Below are 24,950 nucleotides of genomic sequence, written 5' to 3' on the forward strand. Positions count from 1 at the left end.
GCTCGCGCAGGAGCGTGACCCGATCGTTAAGCGTTGAGGATTTTCGGCTCCGACCTGGCGCGCAACGCAGATCCTTGCGCGCGCGTTAGCGTGCGGGAGTGTTCCGCCCCGCGCCGACCGCTTGGATGCGCGCCGGCGTCCTCGCGGTGGTCACGACGGCGGCCCTCCTCCTGGCGGCCGCGCCGTCGGCCCTCGCGGCACCGAGCGCGACGCCGTCCCCGCGGCCGACGGCGGACCTCGCGGCGCCGACGCCCACCTCTCCCCCGGCCGGCCCGCCGCCGGAGGGCTCCGCGCCCGACGGCACCACGGTGGGCGGCGACGAGCTGGACACCCGCGGGCTCGTGGTCGCCGACGGGGCGCCGCCGCTGCCCGCCGGCGTGGGGGCCGCCGGCTGGCTGGTCGCCGACGCGGGCACCGGCGCGGTGCTCGGCGCCCGCGACCCGCACGGTCGCTACTACCCGGCCAGCACGCTCAAGACGCTGCTGCTGCTCACCCTGGCGCCGCGGCTGTCGCCGGACACCGTCGTCGTCGGCACGACCGAGGACGAGAACATCGAGGGCAGCCGGGTCGGCATCGTCAACGGCGGCTCGTACCCGGTCGCCCTGCTGTACCGGGCGCTGATGCTGCAGTCGGGCAACGACGCGGCCAACGCCCTCGCGCGGACCAACGGCGGGGTGCCGCAGACCGTGGCGGAGATGCAGCAGACCGCCGACCGGCTCGGCGCGTTCGACACCGTCGTCGGCACGCCCTCGGGGCTGGACGTGGCCGGGCAGTCGTCGTCCCCGTACGACCTGGCGCTGATCTTCCGGCAGCTCACCACCGACCCCACGACGGCGGCGGTGCTGATGACGTCGACCGCCGACATGCCCGCGGTCGGCGACAAGCCCGGCTACCAGATCCAGAACCAGGACCCGCTGCTCGGCAGCTACCCGGGCAACCTCGGCGCGAAGAGCGGGTTCACCGACGCCGCCCGGCACACCTTCGTCACCGAGGCCGAGCGGGACGGCCGGCGGATCGTGGTCAGCCTCATGCAGACCGAGCGGCGGCCGGTGCACGAGGCGCAGCAGGCCGCGCTGCTGCTCGACTGGGGGTTCTCCGTGCCGGCCGGCACGAGGGGGGTCGGCCGGCTGGTCGATCCGGGGGAGGTGCCGTCGACGACGGCCGCGCCGTCCCCCGCGACGACGTCCCGCGCGGCGGCCGCCGCCGCTCCGGCACCGACGAGGGCGGCGCCGGCGCACCTCGCGCCGGGCTGGCTCGCCGCGGGCGCCGGGGTGCTGGCGGTCGCCGTCCTCGGCGTCGTCCTCACGCTGCGTCGGCGGGCTCGGTCCGCGAAGCCTCCTGGCTAGCCGCCTCGATCGCCGTCGACGACGCCGTCCAGGCCGCGGTGTAGAAGCTGAACCGGGCGACCAGGTTGATCCACACGAGGATGCCGACGGCGCCGCCGAACGCCGCGGACGTGACGCTCCGGCTGATCAGCGCCAGGTACACCCCGCCGAACACCTTCAGCACCTCGATCCCGGCCGCCCCGAACAGCGCCCCCGGCAGCAGCAGCCGGAAGGGGTGGTTCACCGAGGGCACGAAGCGCAGCAGCCACAGGAAGATCAGCGTGTCGCCGGCGAGGGCCAGCCCGATGGCGAGGACCTGGGTGAGCACGCCGACACCCGTGGCGTCGTCCAGGCCGAGGAAGCTCAGCACGCGCGTCGTGGCCTGGGTGACCAGGACGGTCAGGCTCAGGCTGAGCAGGCCTGCGACGAAGAGCGCGAACAGCGCGACGACGTCCTGCAGGTTGTCTCGGAGGAACTCGGGGTCGTCGACCCGGCCCTTCCAGATGCGCTCCATGCCGATCCGCAGCTGGTCCATGAGCCGCAGCCCGGCGTAGAGGAAGCCGACGAGCCCGATGATCCCGACCACGCCGGCCGAGGAGATGGCGTTCTGCACCTGCTCGACCAGCCAGTCACCGGTCTTGCCGGGCACCGCCTCGCGGATCGCGTCGTACAGCTCCTGCTGGAGCAGCGAGTTGCCGGAGAGCACGAGCCCGGCGATCGACCCCACCAGGAGCAGTAGCGGGAACAGGCTGAGGAACCCGAAGTAGGTGACCCCCGCGGCCATGAGGTCGCCCTGCCGGCGGCGGTAGCGGCCACCGGCGCGGGCCAGGTGGTCGACGAAGGGCCACCGCGCGCGCAGCCGGGCCTTGAGGGCCTCGAACGCGGCCGGGATCCCCGAGAGCCGCGCCCACAGGGACCGGCGGCGCTCGGGCGGGGTGGTCACCCGGCAGAGTCTGCGGCCTGCGTGGTCCCGGCGCTGCCTACCTCAATGCGGCGGGCCGGTGAGCGCGTACTCGCGGGCCACGGCCCAGGTGCCGTCGGCGGTCTGCTCGAACTCGGTGAAGGCCTCGACGCGGAACTCCGCCGAGAGATCGGCCAGGCCGCTGTAGGCCAGCTCGAGCATGTCCGGCGCGACGTCGTGCGCGACGGTCACGTGCGGGTGGTACGGGAAGGACAGCGTGCGCGCGAGCGGGCCGCTGCGGACGTCGGTGGCGATCAGCTCGCAGTTGCCGATCCCCCGCGCGACGGCGACGAACACCACGTCGGACACCGGGCGGAAGGTGCCGGTGCCGGACAGGTGCATGTCGAACGGCGGGTGGCAGCGGGCGACCTGGGCCAGGTGGGCGCTGATCGTCAGCCGGTCGGCGACGGGCACCTCCGTCGGCGGCAGCAGCGTCACGTGCGGCGGGACGACGCCGGCCTGCGGATCGCCCACCTTGGCCCGCCAGTCGACGAGCAGCTGGGCCCACGGCTCGGGGACGGGGACGACAATGCCGAGCACCGTGGTCTGCGCCGACGGCTTGCGGCTGCGGGGTACGAAGGTGTCGTCGTTCACGAGCGGCTCCCGGGCGCCAGGAAGCCGACCCGGTCGTAGACCTCGGCCACCGTGCGCGAGGCCACCTCGCGGGCGCGGGCGGCGCCGGCGGCGAGCACCCGCTCCAGCTCGGCGGGGTCGTCGAGCAGCTCCTGGGTGCGCTGGCGGATCGGCGCCAGCGACTCGGTGACCACCTCGGCGACCTCCTTCTTGAGGTCGCCGTAGCCGCTGTCGGCGAAGTGCGCCTCGAGGTCGGCGATCGACTGCCCGGACAGGGCGCTGTGGATGGCGAGCAGGTTGCTGACGCCGGCCTTGTTCTCCGGGTCGAAGACGACCTCGCGGCCGGTGTCGGTGACCGCCGAGCGGATCTTCTTCGCCGTCACCGCCGGCTCGTCGAGCAGGAAGATGCAGCCGGCTGGGGGCAGGCTCTTGCTCATCTTCTTGTCCGGGGACTGCAGGTCGAGGATCTTCGCCGCGCCCTGCGGGATGCGCGCGGTCGGCACGGTGAACGTCTGCCCGAAGCGGCCGTTGAACCGGACCGCGAGGTCACGGGTGAGCTCGAGGTGCTGGCGCTGGTCCTCGCCGACCGGCACCTCGTCGGCCTGGTAGACGAGGATGTCGGCGGCCTGCAGCACGGGGTAGGTGAACAGCCCGACCGACGCCGTGCCGGTGCCCTCGCGCTGGCTCTTGTCCTTGAACTGCGTCATCCGGCTGGCCTCGCCGAACCCGGTCAGGCACTCCAGCACCCACGACAGCTGCACGTGCTCCGGGACGTGGCTCTGCACGAACAGCGCGCTGCGGCCGGGGTCGACCCCGATGGCCAGCAGCTGGGCGGCGGAGACGAGGGTGTTGCGGCGCAGCGTCGCCGGGTCCTGGGGCAGCGTGATCGCGTGCAGGTCGACGACGCAGTAGAACGCCTCGGCCGACTCCTGCAGGCTCACCCACTGCCGCAGCGCACCCAGGTAGTTGCCGAGGTGGAAGGAGTCCGCCGTCGGCTGGATGCCGGACAGGACGCGGGGAAGAGGCACGGAATCCATCAAACCAGCCCCTCCGGCGCTGTCCGTCCGGACTCCCCCGACCGTGTCGTGCCGGATCCCATACCGGTGAGCCTCAGGCCACCCGTGCGCCGGAACGCACGTCGTCGAGGGCGGTGAGGAAGACGTCGTCCTCCTCCGGCGTGCCGACGGTGACCCGGATGCCCTCCCCGGCGAACGGGCGGGTGATGACCGCGCGGGCCTCCAGCGCGCCGGCCAGCTCGGCGGTCTGCTCCCCCACGGGCAGCCAGACGAAGTTGGCCTGGCTGTCGGCGACGTCGAGGTCGCGCTCCCGCAGCGCGGCGGTGAGCCGCTCGCGCTCGGCGGTGACGGCGGCGCACCGGCGGCGCACCTCGTCCTCGCTGGCGAGGGCCGCGACCGCGGCGGCCTGGGCCAGCATGGACACGCTGAACGGCACGTGCGTCTTGCGGACGGCGTCGGCGACAGCCGGGTCCTCGGCGATCAGGTAGCCGACGCGCAGCCCGGCCAGCCCCCACGCCTTCGAGAAGGTGCGCAGCACCGCGACGTTCGGGCGGCCGCGCATCAGCTCGAGGCCGTCGGGGACGTCGGGGTCGGTGACGAACTCGCGGTAGGCCTCGTCGAGGACGACGAGGGTCTGCGCCGGGACGGCGTCGAGGAACCGGACGAGCTCGGGGCGGCGGACCGCCGTCCCGGTGGGGTTGTTCGGGTTGCAGACGAAGACCAGCCGGGTCGTGTCGTCGACCGCCGCGGCCAGCGCCTCGAGGTCGTGGGTGTCGGCGGGGCCGCCCGGGCGCCCGGGCACCAGCGGCACCTGGATGCTGCGCGCGCCGGCGACCTGCGCCAGCAGCGGGTACATCTCGAACGACCGCCAGGCGAAGGCGATGCTCGTGCCGGGGTCGTTGTAGGACTGCGCCAGCTGCTGGCAGAGCATGACCGCGCCGCAGCCGGTCACCACCTGGGCCGGGTCGACGTCGTAGCGCTCGGCCAGCGCCCGGGTGAGGACGACGGCGCCGTTGTCGGGGTAGCGGTTGGTCTCCGCCGCGGCGGTGGCCAGCGCCTGGACGACGGCCGGCAGCGGCGGGAAGGCCACCTCGTTGCTGGCCAGCTTGACGGCGCGCTCGACGCCGATCTCGCGAGCGACGTCGGCGGGATTGCGGCCCGGTTTGTACGCAGGCAGCGCCTGCACGGCGGGGCGTGCGCTGACCACGACCGTCGTCCTCCCTAGGGTTGGCGCATGCGCGTTCTCGTCGCCGGTGGCGCCGGCTACATCGGCAGCGTAGTCACGGCCGCTCTGCTCCAGGGTGGCCACGAGGTCACGGTGCTCGACGACCTCTCGACCGGGCACGCCGACGCCGTCGCGTCGGGAGCCCGCTTCGTGCAGGCGTCCCTGCACGACTCGGGCCCGGTGCTGGCCGAGGTCCGGCCGGAGGCGGTGCTGCACTTCGCGGCCAAGAGCCTGGTCGGCGCCTCGCAGCAGACGCCGGAGGAGTACTGGCACGTCAACGTCGGCGGCTCGCTCGCGCTGCTCGAGGCGATGCGCGCGGCCGACTGCCGGCGGATCGTCTTCTCCTCCACCGCCGCCACCTACGGCGAGCCGGAGCAGGTGCCGATCCGCGAGGACGCCCCGACCCGGCCCACCAACACCTACGGCGCGACGAAGCTGGCCGTCGACGCGATGCTGACCTCCTACGCGGTCGCGCACGACTTCGCCGCGGTGAGCCTGCGCTACTTCAACGTGGCCGGTGCCGCGTACGGCCTCGGGGAGCGGCACACCACCGAGACCCACCTCATCCCGATCGCGCTGCAGGTCGCCGCCGGCAAGCGCGAGCACCTGACCGTCTACGGCGAGGACTACCCGACGCCCGACGGCACCTGCATCCGCGACTACATCCACGTCGAGGACCTCTCCGACGCGCACCTGCTGGCGCTGCCCGCCCCGGCGGCCGGCGAGCACCGCATCTACAACCTCGGCAACGGCACCGGCTTCTCGGTGCAGGAGGTGGTCGACGCCGTCCGCCAGGTCACGGGGCACCCGATCCCGGTCGAGGTCGGTCCGCGCCGGGCCGGCGACCCGGCGCAGCTGGTGGCCTCCAGCGACCGGATCCGCGGCGACCTGGGATGGGCGCCGAAGCACACCGACCTGGCCGGCATCGTCGGCGACGCCTGGTCGCTGATCAGCTAGGCGGTCGCCCCGGTCTCGACCTCGGCGCCGTCCTCGGTCTGCGGGGGTGGGCTGACCGCGAGCCGGGCGATCCGCCGGCCGTCGAGCTCGAGGACGGTGAGCGTGCGGCCCTCGACCTCGACGGTGTCGCCGATCTCGGGCAGCCGGCCCAGCTCGGCGAGGACGTAGCCGGCCACCGTCTCGTAGGGCCCCTCCGGCAGGCGCAGGCCGGTGACCTCGGTGAAGTCGTCGAGGTTGAGCAGCCCGTCGACCTCGCGGGGGCCGTCGGGGGCCGCGCCGTCCTCGGGGGTGACGTCGGCGTCGTACTCGTCGTAGATCTCCCCGATGACCTCCTCGATGAGGTCCTCGAGGGTGACGATGCCGTCGGTGCCGCCGTACTCGTCGACGACGATCGCCAGGTGCTGGTTCTCCCGGCGCATCTCCGACAGCGCGGTGAGCACGCCGGCGGTGCCGGGCAGCTGCTTCACCTCGCGGGCCAGGTCGCCGACCGTCGCCGCCCGCCCGGCCGGGTGGTTGGGCAGGAAGAGGTCGCGCACGTGCACGAAGCCGACGACGTCGTCCTCGTCGCGGCCGGCGACGGGGAACCGGGAGAAGGTGGAGTCGCCGACCAGCTTGGCCGCGCGGCTGGCGGTCATGCTCCCGTCGAGGAAGGTCACCTCGGTGCGGGGGGTCATCACCTCGCGGACCTCGCGGTCGCCGGCGCGGAAGACCTCGTCGATGAGCTTGCGCTCGTCGCTGGTGAGCGACTCGTGCGCGGCGACGAGGTCGCGCAGCTCCTCCTGGCTGATCGCCTCGCCGGCGACCTTCGGGTCGCCGCCGAAGAGCCGCACGAGGGCGTTGGTGGACTTCGAGAGCACCCAGACGATCGGCCGGGTGAGGGAGGCCAGGCCGTTGAGCGGGCGGGCGACCAGCATCGCGAGACCCTCGGCCCGCTGCAGGGCCAGCCGCTTCGGGGTCAGCTCGCCGAGGACGAGCGACAGGTAGCTGACCGCCACCGTCACGATGATGAACGCCAGGGGGCCGGCCAGGCCGGGGCTGACGCCCCAGCTCACCAGCGCCTCGGAGAACGGCTCGTTGAGCGTCTCGGCACCGAACGCCGACGCCGACAGGGTGGCCAGGGTGACGCCGATCTGCACGGTGGCGAGGAACCGGTTGGGGTCGGCGAGCAGCTTGCCCAGCGCTTCCCCGCGCCGGCCCTGCTCCGAGAGGGCCCGGACCTGTGACTCGCGCAGCGAGATCAGCGCCAGCTCTGTCCCGGAGAAGAAACCTCCGATCAGGACGAAGACGACGACCATCAGGATGTTGAGCCAGACGTCGCTCACCGGCGGCGTGCTCCTCGGGGTCGGGTGCTGCGGACGCGTTCCATGCTGCCCGCCCGGAGGGCCGATGCCCACCGAGGCACCCGGTATGCCCCCATTCGGGCCGGTCAGCGACGAATTCTCGAACTGACGTTCCGTAGTGCCTCGGATACGTTTAGTCTCGACGCGGTAACGAATCGTGATCTAGCACCCCGCGAGGTCTTCCCGGTGCACCAAACCCCCAGCGGGCCCTCCCTCCTCGGCCGTGTCCGGGACGCGCTCTACGGGCTCCGGCTCCCCCGCCCGTCGCTGATCGTCCCGGTCGTGCTCGTCTGCGGCGTCCTGGCCGCCATCGCGCTGGTCCTGCCGTCCTACGCGCCGGCGGTCACGGGAACGCGCGGCGCGCTCGGCCTCGAGTCGACCAACGCCGCCTCGGCCGCCGCGCTCGGTTCGAGCCCCTCGACGCGGACCAGCCGGAGTGCGCGCGCTGCTGCCGCGGCGCCATCGGCCACGGCCGCGCAGTCGTCCACGCCTGCCGCGCCCGCGCCCGCGCCGGTGGTGGAGACGCCGGCGCCCGAGACGACGACTCCCTCGCCCGAGGAGACGTCGTCCGCACCTGCGCCCGCACCCGCGCCGGCCCCGGCGCCGGCGCCCGCTGCGGAGCCCGCACCGGACACCAGCGTCGCGACTGCCCCCGCGGCCGGTTCGGCCGACGCGAGCGCCGAGGGGCAGATCCTGGCGCTGGTGAACCAGCAGCGCGCGGCCGCGGGCTGCGGCGCGGTCGCCGCCGACAGCGGGCTCGCCTCGCTCGCGCGGGCGTTCAGCGCGGACATGCGCGACCGCGGCTTCTTCTCGCACACCGACCCCGACGGCCTCTCACCGTTCGACCGCGGCAAGCGGGCGGGCGTGACGGTGCTCGGCGAGAACATCGCCTACGGCCAGCCCGATGCGGCCTCGGTCATGACCGCGTGGATGAACAGCCCCGGGCACCGCGCGAACATCCTGAACTGCTCGTACACGAAGCTCGGCGTCGGCGTGGCCTACGGCCCCGGCGGCCCCTGGTGGACCCAGGACTTCGCCTGAGAAGTCTTCCCTGCGGCCCCCGGGGCAGGCTTCGCCGCACCACCGTCTCTGGAGCCGCGCCACAGCGCGGCTCCAGAGACGCTCAACCGGCTGAGCCTCACGACAGCGGCCCCCCGCCCGAAGGCGAGGGGCCGCTGTCGCTCGATGCCGAAGGCGTTACGCCATGGCCTTCTGGAGGTTGGCGTCGATCGCGGCCAGGAAGTCCTGGGTGTTCAGGAAGGCCTGGTCCTTGCTGATGAGCAGCGCGAGGTCCTTGGTCATCTGACCGCTCTCGACGGTCTCGATGCAGACCCGCTCGAGGGTCTCGGCGAACTGCGTGACCTCGGGGGTGCCGTCGAGCTTGCCGCGGTGGGCCAGGCCCCGGGTCCAGGCGAAGATCGATGCGATCGGGTTGGTCGACGTCTCCTTGCCCTGCTGGTGCTGGCGGTAGTGCCGGGTCACCGTGCCGTGCGCGGCCTCGGCCTCGACGGTGCGGCCGTCGGGGCTCATGAGCACCGAGGTCATCAGGCCCAGCGAGCCGAAGCCCTGGGCGACGGTGTCGGACTGGACGTCGCCGTCGTAGTTCTTGCACGCCCAGACGTAACCGCCCTCCCACTTGAGGGACGCGGCGACCATGTCGTCGATGAGCCGGTGCTCGTAGGTGATCCCGGCGGCCTCGAACTTGTCCTTGAACTCGGCGTCGAAGATCTCCTGGAACAGGTCCTTGAACCGGCCGTCGTAGGCCTTGAGGATCGTGTTCTTCGTCGACAGGTACAGCGGGTAGCCGCGCTGCAGCGAGTAGTTCATCGAGGCCCGGGCGAAGTCGCGGATCGACTCGTCCAGGTTGTACATGCCGAGCACCACACCGGAGCCCGGCGACTGGAAGACCTCGTGCTCGATCGGCTCGCTGCCGTCCTTCGGGGTGAAGGTCAGCGTCAGCGTGCCCTCGCCCGGGAAGCGGAAGTCGGTGGCCCGGTACTGGTCACCGAAGGCGTGACGGCCGACGACGATCGGCTTGGTCCAGCCCGGCACCAGCCGCGGCACGTTGGACATGATGATCGGCTCGCGGAAGATGACGCCGCCGAGGATGTTGCGGATGGTCCCGTTCGGGGAGCGCCACATCTTCTTCAGGCCGAACTCCTCGACCCGCGCCTCGTCCGGCGTGATCGTGGCGCACTTGACGCCGACGCCGTGCTTCTTGATGGCGTTGGCGGCGTCGATGGTGATCTGGTCGTCGGTCTCGTCGCGCTTCTCGATGCCCAGGTCGTAGTACTCGAGGTTGACGTCGAGGTACGGGAGGATCAGCTGGTCCTTGATGAACTGCCAGATGATCCGGGTCATCTCGTCGCCGTCGAGTTCGACGACGGTGCCCTCGACCTTGATCTTGCTCACGTTGTGACTTTCCCTCTCTGCAGCTCTGACCGTTGGGGTCAGAGGTCGGCTACGTCGGCCTGCTTGGCCCGCACCGCCTCGGCGGCCTCGCGCAGGCCGGCCAGCTCGCTCTCGGTCAGCTCGCCCTCAACCACGCGGCGCACGCCCTCGCGACCGATCTCGGCCTCGACGCCCAGGTACACCCCGGAGATCCCGTACTCGCCGTCCACCCAGGCGCAGACCGGCATGACCCTGCCTGCGTCCTCCATGACCGCGCGCGCCATCCGGGCCGCGGCGGCCGAGGGTGCGTAGTAGGCCGAGCCGGTCTTGAGCAGCGCCACGACCTCGGCCCCGCCGTTGCGAGTGCGGTCGACGAGGTGCTCGATCCGGTCGGCGGGCAGGACGTCGGCGAGCGGCTTGCCGTCGACGGTGCAGCGCGAGGGCACCGGCACCATCGTGTCGCCGTGCGAGCCGAGGGTCAGCGTCTGCACCGAACCCACCGGGACGCCGAGCTCCTCGGCGACGTTGTTGGTGAACCGCGCGGTGTCGAGCATGCCCGCCTGGCCCATCACCCGGTTCTTCGGGAAGCCGGTGGCCAGCTGCGCCAGCGCGGTCATCTCGTCGAGCGGGTTGGACACGACGATGATCACCGCGTCGGGCGAGGTGCGGGCGATGTTCTCCGCGACGTCCCGGACGATCTTGGCGTTGGTCTCGATGAGGTCCATCCGGCTCATGCCGGGCTTGCGGGGCAGGCCCGCGGTGATGACGACGACGTCGGAGTTCTCGGTGCCCTCGTAGGACCCGCCACCGACGCCGACGACCTTCGTCTCGAAGCCCTCGACCGGCCGCGACTGGTTCATGTCCAGGGCGATGCCCTCGGGCTTGCCCTCGATGATGTCGGTGAGGACGACGGTCTCGAAGATGTCGTACTCGGCGAGCCGCAGAGCGGTGGTCGACCCGTAGAAGCCGGCGCCGACGACCGTGACCTTGCCCGTCCTGGACTTGTCAGCCATGGCCGTCAACCTATCGCCGCGCGGCGGCGCACGCCCGGTCGGGTCTAGGCAGCGGGGATGGCCAGGGCGATGACCGCCAGCGCGAGACCTGTCCCGGCGAGCAGGACGACGTCCACCCACCGGCTCCGGACGGCGAGGAAGCCCACCCGCCGCACCGGCAGCAGCAACCGCAGGACGGCGCCGCCCACGAGCGCCACCCCGACGACGACCAGCCCCTTGCGCCAGTGCTCGAAGGTGACCATCAGCAGCCCGACGCCGACCGCGACCAGCACCGCGAGCAGCGGCAGCTGGCGGATCAGGCCGGCGAGGAAGGGCCGGCGGACGTAGAGCGGCGGCCGGGTCATCGTCGTCACGCGGTCAGCACGTCGACCGCCGCCGCCTGCTCGGCCGCCGTCACGACGTTGACCAGCAGTTCCGCCCGGGTCATCGGACCGACCCCGCCCGGGTTGGGGGCGACGAACCCGGCGACGTCGAGCACGTCGAGGGCGACGTCCCCGGCGATCCTGCCGTCCACCCGGCTGACGCCGACGTCCAGGACGGCGGCCCCCGGCTTGACCATCTCCCCGGTGATCAGACCCGGGACCCCGGCGGCCGCGACCACGATGTCCGCGCGTCGCACGTGCGCGGCCAGGTCGCGGGTGCCCGTGTGGCACAGGGTCACCGTCGCGTTCTCCGAGCGGCGGGTGAGCAGCAGGCCGAGCGGGCGGCCGACGGTGATGCCGCGGCCGATGACGACGACCTCGGCGCCGGCGATCGGCACGTCGTAGCGGCGCAGCAGCTCGACGATGCCCACCGGCGTGCACGGCAGCGCGCCGGGGACGTTGAGCACCAGCCGGCCGAGGCTGACCGGGTGCAGCCCGTCGGCGTCCTTGGCCGGGTCCATCGCCTCCAGGACGGCGTACTCGTCGACCTGGTCGGGCAGCGGGAGCTGGACGATGTAGCCGGTGCACGCCGGGTCGGCGTTGAGCTCCTCGACCACGGCCAGGACGTCGGCCTGCGTCGCCGCGGCGGGCAGTTCGCGCTGGATGCTGGCGATGCCGACCTGGGCGCAGTCCTTGTGCTTCGCGTCGACGTACCAGCGGCTGCCGGGGTCGTCACCCACCAGCAGCGTGCCGAGACCCGGCTGGTGGCCGGCGGCGGTCAGCGCCGCGACGCGCTCGGTGAGCTCGGTGCGGATCGCCGCCGCGGTCGCCTTGCCGTCGAGGATGGTCGCGGGCACACCCGACAGTGTGCCCGATGCGGCAGAGACCTCCGGGGAAGCGCTCCCGGCCCTACGCTCAGCAGTCAGGCGGCATCCGTAGCCGTAGGGAACACCGCCTGCTGACCGCGGAGGAGCGACATGAGCGAGCGCGAACAGACCCCCTTCCCGTACGGGAGCCGGTCCGCGCAGGAGGACCCGAGCCCCCGACCTGCCGACGAGGCGTGGCGGGAGCAGACCACCCCGGGGATCAGCCCGGTGACGGGTGGGTCGTCCGCGGTGGGCTCCGGGGCGCACGGCTACGTCGGGCCGGGTGAGAACTACTACACGACCCCGCAGTACTCGACGACGCCGGTGCGGATCCGCCGCGCCGACGCCCTGGCCGCCCTGCTGCTGATCCTGGCCGGCATCGCGGCCGGCGTGAGCCTGCTGCTCAGCTGGCTGCCGCGCGACGACGCCAAGGGCCTGGACATCCTGAAGCTCGGCTTCACGACGATCCGCGACCAGGGCTGGGGCGAGTTCTTCAGCTCCGGCATGTGGCAGCCGCTCGCGGTCATGCTCGGTGGCGGCGTGCTGTTCGTCCTCGGCCTGCTGATGCTCGTGCCGGCCCGCTCGCACCGCTTCCTCGGGCTGCTGGCGCTGCTGGTCAGCTTCGCGGCGGCGGCGGGTGTGCTCGTCCCCCTGGCCGACAAGAACTGGAGGCTCGGCGACTTCCGCGTCGGGTTCTACTTCGCGATCGCCGTCGCCGTCCTGGGCATCCTCGGCTCCCTGAAGGCCCTGCTCACCGGACCCAAGGTCGGGACGACGACCGCCGGCACGACGTCCTAATCGGAAACCAGCGCGCCGTGGGCGCGGGCGAACTGCACGGACTGCACGAGGTCCAACCGGGCCCCGTGCACGTCCAGCCCGCGCCAGTCCACCGCGTCCATGGAGGCGCCGCGCAGGTCGCTGCCGCGGAGCTTCGCGCCATGCATCCGGGCGTGGTCGAGGTCGGCGCCGGTGAGGTCGCACTCACGCAGGTCGGCGTCGGTCAGGTCGGCCTCGCGGAAGCGCTGACCGGACAGGTCGAGCCCGGACAGGTCCGCGCCGCGCAGCGAGCTCCAGCTCCAGTCGGAGTCGATCGACGTCATCGGCCGCAGCTCCGCGCCGGGGAACTGCGAGCCGGTCAGCTTGCAGCCCTCCCAGCGGACGTCGAACAGCTTCGCCCGGTCGAACCGGCAGGAGAGGAACGCCGTCCCGAAATGCCGTGAACCGCCCAGCCTCGAGCCGCTGACCACGCAGTTCTCGAACACGCAGCGGCGGGTGACCAGCTCCGACAGCGAGGCGTCGTCGAACCGGCAGTCGCGAAAGGTCACCCCGGACAGCTCCACCGCGTCCCACTCGACGCGGGCGAAGTCCTCCCCCTCGACGACCGCGCCGTCCTCGGGCGGCCGCATCAGTGGGCGAAGTGGCGGGTACCCGTCAGGTACATCGGCACGCCGGCCGCGGCCGCCGCCTCGATGACCTCCGCGTCGCGCACCGAGCCGCCCGGCTGGACGACGGCCCGCACACCGGCGTCGAGCAGCACCTGCAGCCCGTCGGCGAACGGGAAGAACGCGTCGGAGGCGGCCACCGCGCCGGCGGCCCGGTCCCCCGCCCGCGCCACCGCGAGCCGCGCGGAGTCGACCCGGTTGACCTGGCCCATGCCGACCCCGACGGTCGCCTTGTCGTGCGCGAGCAGGATCGCGTTGCTCTTCACCGCGCGCACGCTGCGCCAGGCGAAGACGAGGTTGTCCAGCTCCGCGGCGTCCAGGGGCTCGCCGGCGACCAGCGTCCACGTGGTCGGGTCGTCGCCGGGGGCGTCCACCCGGTCGACGGCCTGCAGCAGCAGCCCGCCGCCGACCGGCCGCAGCTCGACCGCGGGCGCGGCGACCGTGGGCAGCCGCAGCAGCCGGATGTTCTTCTTGCCCTGCAGCACCGCCAACGCGTCCGCGGTGAACGACGGCGCGACGACCACCTCGGTGAACACCTCGGCGATCTGCTCGGCCATGGTCAGGTCGACCTCGCGGTTGGTGGCGATCACCCCGCCGAACGCCGACACCGGGTCGCAGGCGTGCGCCTTGCGGTGGGCCGAGGCGACGTCGGCGCCGACGGCGATCCCGCAGGGGTTGGCGTGCTTGATGATCGCCACGCACGGGTCGTTGTGGTCGTGGGCGGCCCGCCAGGCGGCGTCGGTGTCGATGTAGTTGTTGTAGGACATCGCCTTGCCGTGCAACTGCTCGGCGTGCGCCAGTCCCGGCGTCAGGCCGCGGTAGAGCGCGGCCCGCTGGTGCGGGTTCTCGCCGTAGCGCAGGACGTCGGCCCGCTCCCAGCTCGCGCCGACCCAGGTGGGGAAGCCGGTCTCGTCGTCCGGCGCCAGCACGCTGCCCATCCACGAGGCGACGGCGATGTCGTAGCTCGCGGTGTGCCGGAACGCCGCCGCGGCCAGCCGCTGCCGCTCGGCCAGGGTGAACCCGCCGGCCTGCACGGCGGCGAGGACGTCGCCGTACCGGGCCGGGTCGACGACCACGGCGACCGACGGGTGGTTCTTCGCCGCGGCCCGCACCATCGCCGGGCCGCCGATGTCGATCTGCTCGACGCACTCGTCGGGCGCCGCGCCCGAGGCGACGGTCTCGGTGAACGGGTAGAGGTTGACCACGACGAGGTCGAACGGCGCGATGCCGAGCTCCTCGAGCTGCTTGCTGTGCTCGGCCTTGCGCCGGTCGGCCAGGATCCCGGCGTGCACCGCCGGGTGCAGGGTCTTCACCCGGCCGTCGAGGCACTCGGGGAAGCCGGTCACCTTCTCCACCGGTGTGACCGGGACGCCGGCGTCGGCGATCCGCCGGGCGGTCGCGCCGGTGCTGACCAGCTCGACGCCGGCCGCGGCCAGCCCGCGGGCCAGCTCCTCGACGCCGGTCTTGTCGTAGACGCCCAGCAGGGCCCGCCGGATGGGGGTTCGGTCACTCATGAGAGAACCTTTCGTCCTTCCCTGACGGTGGGAGCCAGCTGCGCCACCGTGTCCACCAGGAGCTGACGCTCCACGATCTTGATCCGCTCGTGCAGGCTCGCCTCGTCGTCCCCGGCCTCGACCGGCACCTCGCGCTGGGCGAGCACCGGGCCGGTGTCCACCCCGGCGTCGACCAGGTGCACCGTCGAGCCGGTGACCCTCGCGCCGGCGGCCAGCGCGTCGCGCACCGCGTGCGCGCCTGGGAAGGCCGGCAGCAGCGCGGGATGGGTGTTGATCAGGCGGCCGCCGAACGCGTCCAGGACGGCAGGGCCGACGATCTTCATGAACCCGGCGGAGACGACGAGATCGGGTTCGTGCGCGGCGATCGCGGCGGCCAGCGCGCGGTCCCAGGCGGCCCGATCCGGGTGCTCGCCGACCGCGCAGACGAAGGTGGGCAGGCCGCGGCGGCGGGCGTGGTCGAGGCCGGCCGCGTCCCGGTCGGCGCCGACCGCGACCACCTGCGCCGGGTACGCGGGGTCGGCCGCGGCGTCCAGGAGCGCGGCGCAGAGCGAGCCGGTGCCCGACAGGAGGACGACGACCCGCGCCCGCGGGGTCGGCTCGGGTGCGGGCACGAGACCGACCCTATCCAGGCTCAGCCGAGCGACCGCCAGCGGCTGACGGTGGCCGCCAACGCGGCCGCGATGCCCGCCTGAGCGCCCACGGCCAGGCCGGTCGCCAGCGCGGGGGCGCCGACCTCGGCCAGCGCGCCGTCGCCCAGCACGCCGCCGGCCAGCCAGACGACGACGGCCGAGGCCGCGCCGAGCAGAACACCGGCGACCACGCCCCACAGGCCGGCGACGATCGAGCCGCCGTCGTCGTCCCCCATCCGGCGGCCGAGCACCACGCCGGTGACCAGGCCGCCGAGCGCCGGGATGACCTGGGAGGCGAACGCGAGCAGGGGCACCGCCTGGGTGTCGGGCAGCGCGGCGAGCAGCGGCAGCGCCGGGACGGCGCCCAGGGACACCCCGTGCACCGAGACGGCGGTGCCGGCGCCGACGACGAAGCCGGGGCCGGCGGCCAGGCCGAGCACGGCGGCCGCGGCGTTCGGGAGCAGCAGCAGGCCGAGCCCGAGGAGCCCCAGCGCGCCGGCCCCGGCCCCGCCGAGAGACCCGGACACCGCGGCGTAGCCGGAGGCGTCGTCGGCGAGGGCCACGGCCACGACCGCGGTGCACAGCGCCAGCAGGGCCAGCAGACCCGCCAGGACGGCGCGCAGCAGCGGGCGGACCGCGCCGGGCAACCGGTCGAGCACCGAGTCGAGGGCCCCCGACTCCCTCAGCACGCCCGAGCCGCCGGCGACCAGCGCGAGGACGGCCGCACCCGCCAGCGTCCGACCGAGGGCCACGCCCGCGCCGTCGTCGTCCAGGACCAGGGCGAGCACACCGGTGAGCAGCACGTGCCCGGCGACCAGCGCGGCCGTGGCGCCGCCGACGGCGCGCGGCGAGGTGGCGTTACCCGCGTGGACGGCGAACCGCCCGGCCCGGGACAGACCCCAGGCGATGGCGGCGGTGAGCAGGAGGGGCGCGAGCTGGAGCGGGCCGGACGGCAGCCGCAGCTCGGCGCCGTTCGCCAGCAGCCACAGCCGGCCGGCGAGCGCGATCGAGCCCCCGACGGAGAGCCCCCCGCCGGGGTCCAGGGTAGAGACGACGACGACGGCGATGGACAGGCCGACGAGCCCGACAAGGGTCACGGCGAGGACGGCGGCCGCGGCCCAGACGGCGCCCGCGCGGGCACCGCCGGGCCCGTGCGCGGTCAGCCGCTCGAGGAGGGACGCCCGCGGGGCCGCAGCGGCCCGCGGGGCGGCGGCCCGCGTCGAGGAGGACGGCATGGGCTCCACTGTCGCAAGGTCCGGCCCGGTTCATCGGGCGCACGCGCCGGGCGGCCCCCGAACGCACGAAGCGCCGGCGGCCCGGACAGGGCCACCGGCGCGTCGTCGGTGCGGTGCGGCTCAGACTCCCGTCGAGGAGCTCTCCGGGCCGTGCTCGGGGCGCGGCTGCTCACCGGACGCCGTCGAGCCGCCGGGCTGGCCGTACGGCGGGGGCGGCGGCGCGCCCGGGCCCGTCGCGGCAGGCCCGCTCGGCGGCGGACCGCTGGGCGCGGCCGGCGACGGCGTCGTCCCGGGACCGGTGTGCGAACCACCCGGCGCGCCCGGACCCGTGGGGGCCGGCGGCGGGTAGGACGGCGACGCGTACGGCTGCTGCGGCGGCGGACCGGCCGGAGCGGGCGGCTGCTGGCCGTAGGGCTGCCCGGGCTGCCCGGGCTGGCCCTGCGGGCGCGGAGCGTTGAACTGCTGGGTGAGGTCCGGCGCCTGCTGGTTGGCCCACTGCGCGGCGCCGGCCAGCTGGCCCGGCAGCGCCGGCTTGTTCTTCAGCTCGGGGAGCAGCGAGAGGAACGCGAACAGCGCGATGGCCAGGGACACGATCAAGCCGAGCAGCGCGAAGATGAAGAACCCGCCGCCCAGCGACTGGATCCACGCGATCAGCGTCAGGACGAACCCGAGACCGGCCAGGCCGACGGTGATCCAGCCGCGCGGGAAGCCGAGCTTGAGCTCGTAGAACGCCGGGAGCAGCGCCCAGATCGTCGCCAGCAGGAACAGGACGAAGCTGAACGTGACCAGCCCGCTGCCGAAGCCGCTGAGCGTGTCGTTGAAGAACGTCGCCTCGTTCGGGATGCCGAAGACGTAGTCGCTGTAGTCGAACCACGGGAACAGCGCGAGGATCAGGTAGACCAGCGTGCCGGCACCGATGACGTAGGTCGCCATCGTGAGCTTCTTGGCGTCGAACGAGAACCCGCCGCCCGTGCTCGCGGGCTGGCCGTAGGGGTTGAAGCCGGGCTGCTGCCCGTACCCCGGAGCGCCGTAGGGCGGCTGCCCCGGCGGCTGCTGGCCGTAGGGAGGCTGGCCGGGCTGCTGCCCGTAGGGCGGCTGCTGCGGCGGCTGGCCGTAGGGCGGCTGCGGCGGCTGCGGCTGCTGCGGCGGCTGGCCGTACGGGGGCTGGGGCGGCTGCTGGCCCTGACCGGGCTGCCCCGGCTGCGGCGGCGGGAAGCCGGGCTGCTGCCCGTATCCGGGCTGCCCACCCGGCGGCGGCCCGTACCCGCCCGGCGGCTGCGGGGGCTGGCTGGAGGTCATGGCGCGCTTCTCCTCAGTAGGAACGGCGTTGCGGAGCGCATGGTGTCTGCCCAGGTCGCTGCGCGCAACCGTGGCACGCCCGTCATCCTCCGTCCGTGACCGAACCGGGTGGAGAACGCCGCTGCCCGGTTCCCCCGAAAGGGCACCGGGCAGCGGACACGGCTCAGGCGCCGACGATCTCCCGCATGAGGCGGGCGGTCTCCGACGGGGTCTTGCCGACCCGGACGCCGGCAGCCTCGAGGGCCTCCTTCTTGGCCTGGGCGGTGCCGGAGGAACCGGAGACGATCGCGCCGGCGTGGCCCATCGTCTTGCCCTCGGGGGCGGTGAACCCGGCGACGTAGCCGACGACCGGCTTGGTCACGTTGGCCTTGATGAAGTCGGCCGCCCGCTCCTCGGCGTCGCCGCCGATCTCGCCGATCATCACGATCGCCTCGGTCTCCGGGTCGTCCTGGAAGGCCTGCAGGCAGTCGATGTGCGTGGTGCCGATGACCGGGTCGCCGCCGATGCCGACGCAGGTGGAGAAGCCGATGTCGCGGAGCTCGTACATCATCTGGTAGGTCAGCGTGCCGGACTTGCTGACCAGGCCGATCGCGCCCTGCTTGGTGATGTTGGCCGGGATGATGCCGGCGTTGGACCGCCCGGGGCTGATCAGGCCGGGGCAGTTCGGGCCGATGATCCGGGTCGAGCCACCCTGCGCGTGCGCCCAGAAGTAGGTCGAGTCGTGCACCGGGATGCCCTCGGTGATCACGACGGCCAGGCCGATCTGCGCGTCGACGGCCTCGATGACCGCGCCCTTCGCGCCGGCCGGCGGCACGAAGATGACGCTGACGTCGGCGCCGGTCTCCTTCATCGCCTCGGCGACGTTGCCGAACACCGGCACGGTGGCGCCGTCGAACTCGACGTTCTCGCCGGCCTTCTTCGGGTTCACACCGCCGACGATCGCGGTCCCGGAGGCGAGCATGCGCTGGGTGTGCTTGCGCCCCTCCGAGCCGGTCATGCCCTGGACGATGACCTTGCTGTTCTCGTTGAGGAAGATCGACATCTCTGTATGGGTCCTGTTCGGGGAGGGGCGGTCAGGCGGCGAGCTCGGCGGCGCGGCGCGCGGCGCCGTCCATGGTGTCCACGACGGTGACCAGCGGGTGGTTGGCCTCGGCGAGGATCCGCCGGCCCTCCTCCACGTTGTTGCCGTCGAGCCGGACGACCAGCGGCTTGGTCGCCTCGTCCCCGAGGATCTGCAGCGCCTGGACGATGCCGTTCGCGACGGCGTCGCAGGCGGTGATCCCGCCGAACACGTTGACGAAGACGCTCTTGACGGCCGGGTCGGACAGGATGATCTCCAGCCCGTTGGCCATCACCTCGGCCGAGGCGCCACCGCCGATGTCGAGGAAGTTGGCCGGGCGGACCCCGCCGAACTCCTCGCCGGCGTAGGCGACGACGTCGAGGGTGCTCATGACCAGGCCGGCACCGTTGCCGATGATGCCGACCTCGCCCTCGAGCTTGACGTAGTTGAGGTGCTTCTCCTTGGCGCGGGCCTCGAGCGGGTCGGCGGCCGCGGTGTCCTCGAGGCCGACCCGGTTGTCGTGCCGGAAGGAGGCGTTGTCGTCGAGGGTCACCTTGGCGTCCAGCGCCAGGACGGTGCCGTCGGGAGCCTTGGCGAGCGGGTTGACCTCGACGAGGGTGGCGTCCTCCTGCTGGAAGACCTCCCACAGCCGCTGCGCGATGGCGATGACCTGGTCGCGGACCTCGGCCGGGAAGTTCCCGGCGTCGACGATCTCGGCGGCCTTGGCCTCGTCGACGCCCTGGACGGCGTCGACCGGGATGCGGGCCAGCGCCTCGGGCCGCTCGACGGCGAGCTGCTCGATCTCCATGCCGCCCTCCTTCGACGCCATGGCGAGGAAGGTGCGGTTGGCGCGGTCGAGCAGGTAGGAGAAGTAGTACTCCTCGGCGATGTCGCTGGCCTGGGCGACCATCACGCGGTGGGTGATGTGGCCCTTGATGTCCAGCCCGAGGATGTCCTGGGCGCGCGCCTTGGCGTCCTCGGGGTTGTCGGCGAGCTTGACGCCGCCGGCCTTGCCTCGCCCGCCGACCTTCACCTGCGCCTTGACCACGACGGGCTGGCCGATGTCGCGCGCGATCGCCTCGGCCTGCTCGGGCGTCTCGGCGACGCCCCCGGGGAGCACGGGCACGCCGTGCGAGGCCAACAGATCACGGGCCTGGTACTCGAAGAGATCCACGAACAGGCACCGTAACGCGCGGGAAACGGGGCCGCTCCACCGGCAAGGGTGAGGTGCGGAGGCTCACACCCGGACGCCGTAGCTACTCGCGCGTAACCCCCTGGCCGGACGCGCGTTAGGGAGATATGCGCCGAGCGGCAACCGTCCTGACCACGTGCACACTGCTCGCCGCCGGGACGGCGGTGCTGGCCCCGGCGGCGTCCGCGGCCACCGACATCGTCCCGCGCGACCTGACGATCACGGTGACCCACGTGGGTCCCGAGGACCGCACCTGCCAGATCGACGCGGACCTGTACGTGCCCGCGGGCGTCACCGCCGCGCACCCCGGCCCGGCGCTGCTGGCGACCAACGGGTTCGGTGGCACCAAGGCCGACCAGGCCGATCTCGCGCAGGGCTTCGGCGAGCGCGGGTACGTGACGCTGTCCTACACCGGGCTCGGGTTCGTCGACGGCGACACCTGCCCGATCACGCTCGACGACCGCGAGCACGACGGCGCGGCCGCCAGCCAGCTGCTGCGCTTCCTCGGCGGCGACCCGTCGATCACCGCGGTCGACGACGCCACGGGCCAGCCGGTGCACGTCGACCAGGTCATCCGGCAGGACGCGACGACCGGCACCCCGTACGACCCGGCGGTCGGCATGGTCGGCGGCTCCTACGGCGGGCAGATCCAGTTCGCCACCGCGGCCTACGAGCACGAGGCCGGCACCGACCGGCTCGACGCGATCGTGCCGATGATCACCTGGAACGACCTGGCCTACTCCCTCGACCCCGAGAACAGCGGCCTGCCCGGCGGCACCGCGCGCAGCGGCTCGGTGAGCTACGGCGGCAGCGGCGTCTTCAAGTACCAGTGGTCGCTGCTGTTCACCACGCTCGGCGTGGTCAACGGCGTCGAGGACCTGCAGGCGCTGTCGGACCCGGCGAAGTTCCAGACGTTCGTGAACGACAACTGCGGGAACTTCGACCCGCCGGTGTGCCAGGCGCTGCTGGAGATCGGCACGCAGGGCTACGCCAGCCAGGCCTCGATCGACTACCTGCGTTCCAACTCCGTGGCCAGCTACATCTCCGACGTCCGGGTGCCCACGTTCCTGGCCCAGGGCCAGGCGGACACCCTGTTCAACCTGCAGGAGTCGGTGGCGACCTACACGACGCTGAAGCAGCAGGGCACCCCGGTCGCGCTGCAGTGGCAGTCATGGGGGCACAGCGGCTCGACGCCGGTGCCCGGCGAGCTCGACGAGCGCCACCCGGCGTCGTCCTACCAGGGCCGGCTGGCCATCCAGTGGTTCGACCACTACCTGCTCGGCAAGGGCCCCGCCCCGAAGCTGAACTTCTCCTACTTCCGCGACTGGGTCTACGCGGCCACCGGCGACGCGGCCAAGGCCTACGCGACCGCACCGTGCTACCCCGTCGGCTCGCAGCGGACGCTGTACCTGTCCGGCGGCGGTCCCGGCGACGGCACCCTCGTCGACCGCCAGGCCGCGGTCGTGCCCGGCACCAGCGCCTACTCGAGCGTCGCGCCGGTCGGGCCGAACTACACCGAGACATCGGCGCTCGACCAGTCCCAGCCGGTCACCGACCCGCCCGGGACGGCGATCCGCTTCGCCACCGCGCCGCTGACGAAGCCCCTCGACGTGGTCGGCTCCGGGCAGCTGACGGTGCAGCTGGACTCCCCCGCGGCGCTGACCCAGTCCGCCGGGCCGGCCGGGCAGCTCGTCGTCTTCGCCAAGCTCTACGACATCGGCCCGGACGGCGCGATCGAGCTGCCGCACCGGGTGATCTCGCCGGCCCGGATCACCGACGTGACCCAGCCGGTGACGATCGAGCTGCCGGGCATCGTGCACCGGTTCCTGCCCGGGCACCGGCTGGCCGTCGTCCTGGCCGGCGGCGACCTGGCCTACCGCGGGTCGACGGCGCCGCAGCCGGTCACGCTGACCACCGGCGCCGGGCACGTGCAGCAGCTGACCCTGCCGGTGACCTCGTGACGTGCCGGTTGGAGCTGCTGCGCTCAGGCTCCTGCCGGGGCCCCGACGTGCTCGCGGACCCAGTCGACGATCTCGGTGGTGGTCGCGCCGGGCGTGAAGACCCGGGCCACCCCCATCCGTTCGAGCTCGGGTATGTCCTCGTCCGGGATGATCCCGCCGCCGAACACCACGACGTCGTCGACGCCTCGTTCGCGCAGCAGCTCGGAGAGCCGCTCGAACAGCGTCATGTGCGCCCCGGAGAGCACGGATAGGCCGACGGCGTCGGCGTCCTCCTGGACGACCGTCTCGACGATCTGCTCGGGCGTCTGGTGCAGGCCGGTGTAGACGACCTCCATGCCGGCGTCCCGGAGCGCCCGGGCCACGACCTTGGCACCGCGGTCGTGCCCGTCGAGGCCGGGCTTGGCGACCACCACCCGGATGCGTTCCTCCGCCATGGGGGGACTGTAGCGGCGCTCAGCCGCGCTCGGACGACGGCGTCCGGCGCAGCCGCCAGGCGAGGACGGTCAGCAGCACGTAGCCGAGCCCGGCGACCAGCAGCCCGGCGCCGGGCACCGTCCACTCCAGCTCGGAGGAGGAGAGGGCGTCGCGCACGCCGGTCAGGCCGGCGTCGAGGACGGCGACGGCGAGGGCCAGCAGGGCGCCGACGGTCGCCAGCCGCGGCCGCAGCGACGGCGCCACGACGGAGCACAGGACGATCGCGCCGGCGAGCAGCAGCCCGCCCAGCAGCGCCAGGCCCGGCCGCTCGAGCAGCGCCTGCGGGCCCTCCGACGTCACCACCGTCTGCATGTGGGTGGAGGGGTCGGTGACGATCCGGTCGGGCACGTCGGCGGCGGGCAGGGTCAGGCAGAGCACCGTCCCGACGCCGAGCAGGACCCCGGCGCCGGCGAGCGCGGAGCGCACGGGGTCGAGCGTGCCGCCGTCCTCCATGACCGTGCGGCCCCACGCGAAGGCGGCGAGCAGACCGGCCAGCACGAAGACGGCGAGCGAGGCGACGCCGAGCACCCAGCCGGCGCCGATCTCGACGCTGCTGGTCAGGACCTTCTCCCCGGCGAGCACCTCGACGGCGGGCCGCGACGTCGAGCTGCTGCCGCGGTACAGCTCGATGAGCAGCGGACCGACCGACAGCGCGGCCGCCGTCCCGGCGTAGGCGAGGCCGAACTTCGGCACCGCACCGCGGGCGAGCACGACGCCGACCGCCGCGGAGACGACCGGGACCAGCAGCGCGACCAGCACGCTGCCGGCGTTGCGCGCCGGGGACACCACCGTGCCGCCCACGACGAGGTAGGTCGGGAAGAGCGCCACGACCGCCAGGACGGCGGCCAGGACCAGCAGCCCGCCGGCCAGCCGGGCGGGAACCGGCACGGTGCCGACGACGACCTCGTCGACCGGCGCGGTCGGCGCGCTGCGCCGGGCCGAGCCGGTGCGGCGGGCGGACGGGCGACTCGGCACGCGGTCGGCCGCCGAGGGAGCGCGGTCGCGGGCGGGTCCACTGCGGGTGGGCACGGATTCCCCTTCGGCCGGGATGGTCACGAACAGGCGTCATTCCGCCGATGAGCAGCTCTGCCCGTGTGACGACGAACACACACAGGCATTACCGTCACGTGAACGGAGCACACAGGGAGTGCTCCGCCACCGGCGGGAAGGCCGTCCCGGAACGCACCGGTGGGAGCAGACGGAGGTAGTGGGATGCAACCGAGGAGCGATCCGGACTCCGGTCCAGAGTCGCACATCGGCGGCGTTCCCTCGGGATCGCCACGAGGCGGCCTGCGCTCTCTGTGCTCCCCCGCCGCGCTGACCGGCGGGCTCACCGAGCTGGCCTGGGTCGGCGCGCACGTGCTGCTCTACCCGTTCGGCACGCGCAGCGAGCAGCTGCGTCCGGACGTCCGGTTCCGGCCCGGGGCGCAGTCCCCCGCCGTCCGGGCGCTGTTCGCCGACGACCCGCTGGCCTCGCGCACCCCGGTGCTGCTGGTCCACGGCCTGGTCGACAACAGCTCGGCCTTCGCGGTGATGCGCCGCAGCCTGCGCCGGCGCGGTTTCGGCTCGGTGTGCTCCTGGAACTACAGCCCGCTGCTCGGCGACGTCGCCGAGGCCGCCCACGACCTCGCCGACCGCGTCGAGCAGATCTGCCAGGACACCGGGCACGAGCGGATCCACGTGGTCGGGCACAGCCTCGGCGGGCTGATCTCGCGCTACTTCGTGCAGCGGCTGGGCGGTGACCGGCGGGTCGACTCGCTGGTGACCCTCGGCACGCCGCACCAGGGCTCGCGGTGGGCCAACGTCGTCCCGGCGCCGCTGATCCGGCAGCTGCGGCCCGGTTCGCCGCTGTACCAGGAGCTCGCGGAGCCTGCGCCCGGCTGCACCACCCGGATCACCGCCGTCTACAGCGACATCGACCAGATGGTGCTGCCCACGAGCTCCGGCCGGTGCGACCACCCCGACCTGGGGGCGCGCAACGTGCTCGTGCGGGGCGTCGGGCACATGTCCCTGCCGATCCACCGCGGTGTCCTGGACGAGGTCGCGGCGACGCTCGCGGGCCTGCGACGGACCGTGTCCACGGTCGCGTCGCTGACCGCCGCGGTCGCCTGAGTC

Annotated in this window: 24 protein-coding genes; 6 read left to right on the plus strand and 18 right to left on the minus strand. The window is 73.4% G+C overall.

Annotated features, from left to right (window positions below; genetic code table 11):
* The first annotated feature begins 98 nt into the window (after nucleotides 1–98).
* Entirely contained in the window at nucleotides 99–1,346 is a 1,248-nt protein-coding gene (locus GGQ55_RS04935; RefSeq protein ID WP_366488761.1) for a D-alanyl-D-alanine carboxypeptidase family protein, read from the plus strand.
* Here the strand turns inward: GGQ55_RS04935 and GGQ55_RS04940 are convergent.
* The 4 genes from GGQ55_RS04940 to hisC form a co-directional block, all read right to left on the minus strand.
* Nucleotides 1,303–2,268 carry a YihY/virulence factor BrkB family protein gene (locus tag GGQ55_RS04940; RefSeq protein WP_179715389.1) on the minus strand — a complete coding sequence of 322 codons (966 nt, stop codon included), beginning with the start codon at nucleotides 2,266–2,268 and terminating at the stop codon, nucleotides 1,303–1,305. The genes GGQ55_RS04935 and GGQ55_RS04940 overlap by 44 nt on opposite strands.
* Nucleotides 2,269–2,310: 42 nt before the next feature.
* The gene (locus GGQ55_RS04945) at nucleotides 2,311–2,880 is read right to left on the minus strand and encodes a 2'-5' RNA ligase family protein (RefSeq protein WP_179715390.1); all 570 of its coding nucleotides are present in this window, start codon (nucleotides 2,878–2,880) and stop codon (nucleotides 2,311–2,313) included.
* On the minus strand, nucleotides 2,877–3,896 hold the full coding sequence (gene trpS / locus GGQ55_RS04950; protein WP_179715391.1) for a tryptophan--tRNA ligase: 1,020 nt from the start codon (nucleotides 3,894–3,896) through the stop codon (nucleotides 2,877–2,879). Before trpS ends, GGQ55_RS04945 begins: the two co-directional genes overlap by 4 nt.
* Nucleotides 3,897–3,969: 73 nt before the next feature.
* Nucleotides 3,970–5,082, minus strand: a complete 1,113-nt coding sequence (gene hisC, locus GGQ55_RS04955; RefSeq protein ID WP_179715392.1) for a histidinol-phosphate transaminase — start codon at nucleotides 5,080–5,082, stop codon at nucleotides 3,970–3,972.
* A 27-nt stretch (nucleotides 5,083–5,109) separates the two neighbouring features.
* Here hisC and galE point away from each other — a divergent pair, with 27 nt between their 5' ends.
* Nucleotides 5,110–6,057: a UDP-glucose 4-epimerase GalE gene (galE, locus tag GGQ55_RS04960; RefSeq protein WP_179715393.1), complete on the plus strand. Its 948-nt coding sequence runs from the start codon at nucleotides 5,110–5,112 to the stop codon at nucleotides 6,055–6,057.
* On the opposite strand, the gene GGQ55_RS04965 is transcribed toward galE, so the two are convergent.
* Nucleotides 6,054–7,379, minus strand: coding sequence for a hemolysin family protein (locus GGQ55_RS04965; protein WP_179715394.1), 1,326 nt, complete (start codon nucleotides 7,377–7,379; stop codon nucleotides 6,054–6,056). The genes galE and GGQ55_RS04965 overlap by 4 nt on opposite strands.
* A gap of 204 nt (nucleotides 7,380–7,583) precedes the next feature.
* Between GGQ55_RS04965 and GGQ55_RS04970 the strand changes: the two genes are divergently transcribed.
* Nucleotides 7,584–8,438 carry a CAP domain-containing protein gene (locus GGQ55_RS04970; RefSeq protein ID WP_366488764.1) on the plus strand — a complete coding sequence of 285 codons (855 nt, stop codon included), beginning with the start codon at nucleotides 7,584–7,586 and terminating at the stop codon, nucleotides 8,436–8,438.
* Nucleotides 8,439–8,594: 156 nt separating this feature from the next.
* Here GGQ55_RS04970 and GGQ55_RS04975 read toward each other — a convergent pair whose 3' ends face one another.
* Genes GGQ55_RS04975 through GGQ55_RS04990 form a run of 4 tightly spaced genes read right to left on the minus strand, consistent with a single transcriptional unit; the run spans nucleotide 8,595 to nucleotide 12,020 of the window.
* Nucleotides 8,595–9,809 (minus strand): NADP-dependent isocitrate dehydrogenase, encoded by a 1,215-nt coding sequence (locus GGQ55_RS04975; protein WP_179715396.1) that lies wholly within the window; start codon nucleotides 9,807–9,809, stop codon nucleotides 8,595–8,597.
* A gap of 38 nt (nucleotides 9,810–9,847) precedes the next feature.
* A complete protein-coding gene (gene mdh, locus GGQ55_RS04980) occupies nucleotides 9,848–10,801 on the minus strand; it encodes a malate dehydrogenase (protein WP_179715397.1) in 954 nt (317 codons plus the stop codon).
* A gap of 44 nt (nucleotides 10,802–10,845) precedes the next feature.
* Complete coding sequence (locus GGQ55_RS04985) at nucleotides 10,846–11,145, minus strand: DUF3017 domain-containing protein (RefSeq protein WP_179722304.1); 300 nt, start codon at nucleotides 11,143–11,145, stop codon at nucleotides 10,846–10,848.
* Nucleotides 11,146–11,150: 5 nt separating this feature from the next.
* The gene (locus GGQ55_RS04990) at nucleotides 11,151–12,020 is read right to left on the minus strand and encodes a bifunctional methylenetetrahydrofolate dehydrogenase/methenyltetrahydrofolate cyclohydrolase (RefSeq protein WP_179715398.1); all 870 of its coding nucleotides are present in this window, start codon (nucleotides 12,018–12,020) and stop codon (nucleotides 11,151–11,153) included.
* Nucleotides 12,021–12,140: 120 nt separating this feature from the next.
* Here GGQ55_RS04990 and GGQ55_RS04995 point away from each other — a divergent pair, with 120 nt between their 5' ends.
* Complete coding sequence (locus GGQ55_RS04995; RefSeq protein WP_179715399.1) at nucleotides 12,141–12,827, plus strand: hypothetical protein; 687 nt, start codon at nucleotides 12,141–12,143, stop codon at nucleotides 12,825–12,827.
* On the opposite strand, the gene GGQ55_RS05000 is transcribed toward GGQ55_RS04995, so the two are convergent.
* From GGQ55_RS05000 to sucC, 7 genes are all read right to left on the minus strand, one after another.
* Nucleotides 12,824–13,435: a pentapeptide repeat-containing protein gene (locus GGQ55_RS05000; protein WP_179715400.1), complete on the minus strand. Its 612-nt coding sequence runs from the start codon at nucleotides 13,433–13,435 to the stop codon at nucleotides 12,824–12,826. The two genes, GGQ55_RS04995 and GGQ55_RS05000, sit on opposite strands and share 4 nt — an antisense overlap.
* Nucleotides 13,435–14,985 (minus strand): bifunctional phosphoribosylaminoimidazolecarboxamide formyltransferase/IMP cyclohydrolase, encoded by a 1,551-nt coding sequence (gene purH / locus GGQ55_RS05005; RefSeq protein ID WP_179715401.1) that lies wholly within the window; start codon nucleotides 14,983–14,985, stop codon nucleotides 13,435–13,437. The genes GGQ55_RS05000 and purH overlap by 1 nt, the downstream gene beginning before the upstream one ends.
* Nucleotides 14,982–15,596, minus strand: a complete 615-nt coding sequence (gene purN / locus GGQ55_RS05010; RefSeq protein WP_179715402.1) for a phosphoribosylglycinamide formyltransferase — start codon at nucleotides 15,594–15,596, stop codon at nucleotides 14,982–14,984. The genes purH and purN overlap by 4 nt, the downstream gene beginning before the upstream one ends.
* 20 nt (nucleotides 15,597–15,616) lie before the next feature.
* On the minus strand, nucleotides 15,617–16,849 hold the full coding sequence (locus GGQ55_RS05015) for a cell division protein PerM (RefSeq protein WP_179715403.1): 1,233 nt from the start codon (nucleotides 16,847–16,849) through the stop codon (nucleotides 15,617–15,619).
* A 120-nt stretch (nucleotides 16,850–16,969) separates the two neighbouring features.
* Nucleotides 16,970–18,148 (minus strand): hypothetical protein, encoded by a 1,179-nt coding sequence (locus GGQ55_RS05020; RefSeq protein WP_179715404.1) that lies wholly within the window; start codon nucleotides 18,146–18,148, stop codon nucleotides 16,970–16,972.
* 163 nt (nucleotides 18,149–18,311) lie between these two features.
* Nucleotides 18,312–19,190: a succinate--CoA ligase subunit alpha gene (gene sucD / locus GGQ55_RS05025; protein WP_179715405.1), complete on the minus strand. Its 879-nt coding sequence runs from the start codon at nucleotides 19,188–19,190 to the stop codon at nucleotides 18,312–18,314.
* Between the two features lie 31 nt (nucleotides 19,191–19,221).
* Nucleotides 19,222–20,382 carry an ADP-forming succinate--CoA ligase subunit beta gene (gene sucC / locus GGQ55_RS05030; protein ID WP_179715406.1) on the minus strand — a complete coding sequence of 387 codons (1,161 nt, stop codon included), beginning with the start codon at nucleotides 20,380–20,382 and terminating at the stop codon, nucleotides 19,222–19,224.
* 125 nt (nucleotides 20,383–20,507) lie between these two features.
* Here sucC and GGQ55_RS05035 point away from each other — a divergent pair, with 125 nt between their 5' ends.
* Nucleotides 20,508–22,361: a CocE/NonD family hydrolase gene (locus GGQ55_RS05035; RefSeq protein WP_179715407.1), complete on the plus strand. Its 1,854-nt coding sequence runs from the start codon at nucleotides 20,508–20,510 to the stop codon at nucleotides 22,359–22,361.
* A gap of 23 nt (nucleotides 22,362–22,384) precedes the next feature.
* Here the strand turns inward: GGQ55_RS05035 and icmB are convergent, their stop codons facing one another.
* Both icmB and GGQ55_RS05045 read right to left on the minus strand, forming a co-directional pair.
* Nucleotides 22,385–22,795, minus strand: a complete 411-nt coding sequence (gene icmB / locus GGQ55_RS05040) for a coenzyme B12-dependent isobutyryl CoA mutase small subunit (RefSeq protein ID WP_179715408.1) — start codon at nucleotides 22,793–22,795, stop codon at nucleotides 22,385–22,387.
* Between the two features lie 19 nt (nucleotides 22,796–22,814).
* Complete coding sequence (locus GGQ55_RS05045) at nucleotides 22,815–23,864, minus strand: hypothetical protein (RefSeq protein ID WP_366488767.1); 1,050 nt, start codon at nucleotides 23,862–23,864, stop codon at nucleotides 22,815–22,817.
* A 183-nt stretch (nucleotides 23,865–24,047) separates the two neighbouring features.
* Here GGQ55_RS05045 and GGQ55_RS05050 point away from each other — a divergent pair, with 183 nt between their 5' ends.
* Nucleotides 24,048–24,947, plus strand: coding sequence for an esterase/lipase family protein (locus GGQ55_RS05050; protein ID WP_179715409.1), 900 nt, complete (start codon nucleotides 24,048–24,050; stop codon nucleotides 24,945–24,947).
* The last annotated feature ends 3 nt before the right edge of the window (nucleotides 24,948–24,950 follow it).

Origin of the sequence: Petropleomorpha daqingensis (genome assembly GCF_013408985.1) — a bacterium.
Lineage (GTDB): Bacteria > Actinomycetota > Actinomycetes > Mycobacteriales > Geodermatophilaceae > Petropleomorpha > Petropleomorpha daqingensis.